3 protein-coding genes are annotated in these 3,193 nt (G+C 55.4%); 1 reads left to right on the top strand and 2 read right to left on the bottom strand.

The features are described from left to right. Positions 1-7: 7 nt before the first annotated feature. Entirely contained in the window at positions 8-874 is an 867-nt protein-coding gene (locus tag AC2VLY_RS12370) for an SPOR domain-containing protein (RefSeq protein ID WP_486892822.1), read from the bottom strand. 6 nt (positions 875-880) lie between these two features. Continuing rightward, the gene (gene argS / locus AC2VLY_RS12365) at positions 881-2,620 is read right to left on the bottom strand and encodes an arginine--tRNA ligase (RefSeq protein WP_486892823.1); all 1,740 of its coding nucleotides are present in this window, start codon (positions 2,618-2,620) and stop codon (positions 881-883) included. Between the two features lie 161 nt (positions 2,621-2,781). Between argS and AC2VLY_RS12360 the strand changes: the two genes are divergently transcribed. After that, positions 2,782-3,193: mechanosensitive ion channel domain-containing protein (locus tag AC2VLY_RS12360; RefSeq protein ID WP_486922373.1), on the top strand; the 412-nt coding region annotated here is incomplete at its 3' end.

Here is a 3,193-nt window from a genome sequence, read left to right as displayed (position 1 = left end):
GCAGCCATCAAGGCGCTGGAGACTGGGACAGCGGTGCATTAGTTGCTGCACCGATGATGCCGTTGCCAATCAGCAAAGGGGTGATGCCCATACCACGGATTTTGGCGAGAGTGGGCTGGGCATCGGCCAAAGAATCAAACGTTTGGGTTTGCAGACGATAAAGCGTGTTACTGCCATTGCCATCCACTTTGGTCATGCCGGTGCTGACGCCCAGTAGCGCCAGGCGGTCGCGGAGCACGACGGCGGCAGCCCGATTCGTAAACGCTCCCACCTGAATCGTCACCGGCTGATGTACGGCCACGGCAGCAGCGCTGTTGGTGCTTGCGGAGGGAATGCCCGGACCACTGCCGAGAATGTCCGCCGGTATATCGACATGCATTTTCGGCAGGATCTGATAAAAGTTGAAATCCACGCCGCTGCGTGTGGAAGCGGCAGCGGCAGTTGACTGGGTGCTGGCTGCTGTCCCGTTTTTGCTGGTGCTGGGGACAGGAGCAGCGGAGGACGCGATGGCCGTAGCCAATGCCATGGAACTGGCACTGGCACTTGATGAGTTGCCCCCTGTTGCAGGCTTGGCGGTGCTGCTGGTTGATGCGGTGGCGGCAGTGCTGCCTGAATTTTTCGACAGGAGCCCCAGTTTGCCGGTATTGATGGGTAATTGCGCGATCCACCACCACACCAGGGCGCTGAGCAGCAGAATGATAAAGAGCAATAACCATGGCCAGCGTCTGGGACCTCGATCTTCGGTAGAATGCAGTGCTTCCTGCTCTTCATCCATTTCCTGTTCGGGTTCGGGCTCCCTCAGCCTGCGGGGTGGAGGCGCCGGGCGCTGCTCTCCGGAAGGTGGGCGGCTGGTCTGGTTTTTATAATCACGCATGACGTTTTACATCTGCTCCGGTGCCGAGACCCCAAGCAGTTTCAAGCCATTGGCAATGGTCTGGGCGACCCCTTTGCAAAGCGTCAGGCGGGCGTGGCGCAGGGGTGTTTCTTCCACCAGAATCTTGGTGGAGTTGTAATAAGTGTGAAAAGCGGCGGCCAGCTCGCGCAGATAAAAAGCAATCTGATGCGGTTCCCGATCCCGGGCGGCGTTGTGTACGACTTCCGGAAAACGCCATAATGCATCGGCCAGAACCAGCTCGCGGGAATCTTGCAGACAATCCAGTGCGCGCTCATTATCGGCAGGAAGACTCAAGCCTTTTTCTGTAGCCTGGCGGAGCATGGAGTAAACCCGGGCATGGGCATACTGGATATAAAATACCGGATTTTCTTCCGAGTGCTTTTTGGCCAGATCCAGATCAAAGTCGAGGTGTTGGTCAGCGCGGCGCAGCACATAAAAAAAGCGGGCGGCATCATTACCAACTTCTTCGCGCAGTTCGCGCAGGGTGACAAATTCTCCGGCACGGGTGGACATGGATACCTTTTCCGCACCGCGATAAAGAATGGCAAACTGGACCAGTACGACTTCGAGTTTTTCGTCGTCCAGTCCCAGTGCTTTCAGTGCTGCCTTGACGCGAGGAACGTAGCCGTGATGGTCGGCTCCCCACATATCCACAACATGGGTGAAACCACGGGCAAATTTCTCGGCATGGTAAGCCACATCCGATGCAAAGTAGGTGTACGCGCCGTTTTCCCGACGCAGAACCCGGTCCTTGTCATCGCCAAAAGTCGTTGACCGGAACCAGATCGCGCCATCCTGAATGTAGCAATGTCCGGCAGATTGCAGTTCAGCCACTGCCCGGTCTACGGCACCGGAATCGACCAGTTGCCGTTCTGAATACCAGCGTTCGTAATGCACGCCGAATTGTTCCAGATCATTGCGGATGTCGTTCAGGATTTCATCAAGCCCGGCACTGTGCAGCACGCTGTAATCATCCCCCAGACTTTGTTTGAGATGGGCGATCAGTGCGTCCACAGCTGCATCGGCGTCTTCCATGGCCGGCAGGTTGGGGATGCCTGCTGCGGCATGCTCCAAGTGGTCGCCACATTGCGCGCGTAGCTGTGCCGCAATTTCGCGCACATAAGCGCCGCGATAACTGTTGTCAGGAAAGGACCAGGGGAGCAGTCCGGCCGCTTCGAGGTAACGCATATAAACACTGGCGGCCAGAATATCCATCTGCCGACCGGCATCATTCACGTAATATTCACAGAAAATATCATACCCATTGAAGCGCAAAATATTGGCCAGGCTCGCACCGTAGGCAGCACCCCGACCGTGCCCCACATGAAGCGGACCGGTGGGATTGGCCGAAACAAATTCCAGCTGCAGCTTTTGCTGCTCACCCCGTTGGCTGGACCCGAACTGGTTTTGTTCGGTCTGTATTTTTTCGATGACCGCATGAAAAGCGGCAGGGCTCAGGAAAAAATTGATAAATCCCGGTCCGGCAATTTCCGTACGCACTATCCACGGGCTGGCGGGCAAGGCCGCAATAATGGCGTCGGCCAGGTCACGGGGTTTACGCCCCGCCTTTTTGGCGAGAAGCAGGGCGATATTGCTGGCCAGATGGCCGTGCTCCACCTGCTTGGGACGATCCAGTTCGAGCTGAGCCGGAACTTCCGGGATGACGCCCTGCTGCAGCAGGGCATTGAGGGCCTCTTGCAGGGGCTGGAGAACAAATGCTTTCACGGGGCTACCTTATCCAGTCAATTTTTGCTTTAGTGTAACTGATGTGGACGCTTTGCGGCAGGGGTTGTTGTATGTTTGTCACGGAGCGCATTCTGATAGACTAGGAATAATCCAGGACAAACACCCTAACCTGGACAAAAAAATCGATGGAGAAACCGAATATGCATGATTATTGGGGGGCTTTCTGGCGATGGTTTACCACGCCATGGCATTTGCCGGGCAATATTCTGATTGAACCCCTGGGGATTATCGAATTTGTGCTGATCCTGTTTTTCCTCTGGTGGGGCGCTATCTGGCTGAGAAGGCTGACGCGGAAAACCCTGACCCGGAGTCTGGGCGCGGCTACTGCTTATGCGATTTCCAGGTTGACCTACTATATCGTCATTGCTCTGGGTATTTTGATTGCCTTGCAAACGGTGGGCGTCAATCTCAGCAGTCTGAGTATTCTCGGTGGCGTAGTCGGTGTCGGTTTGGGGTTTGGTCTGCAGAATATTTTCAGCAATTTTGCCTCTGGTCTGATTCTGCTTTTTGAACACAGTATCAAGGTCGGAGATTATATTCAGATCAAGGAAA

This window comes from Acidithiobacillus sp. TH-A36 (genome assembly GCF_057473445.1).
Note: the sequence above shows the minus strand (reverse complement) of the source record. Positions and strands in the feature narration are given on the sequence as shown.

Coding starts and splice junctions, on each gene's coding strand:
- AC2VLY_RS12370 (WP_486892822.1), bottom strand. CDS start 874: ATGCGTGATTATAAAAACCAGACCAGCCGCCCACCTTCCGGAGAGCAG.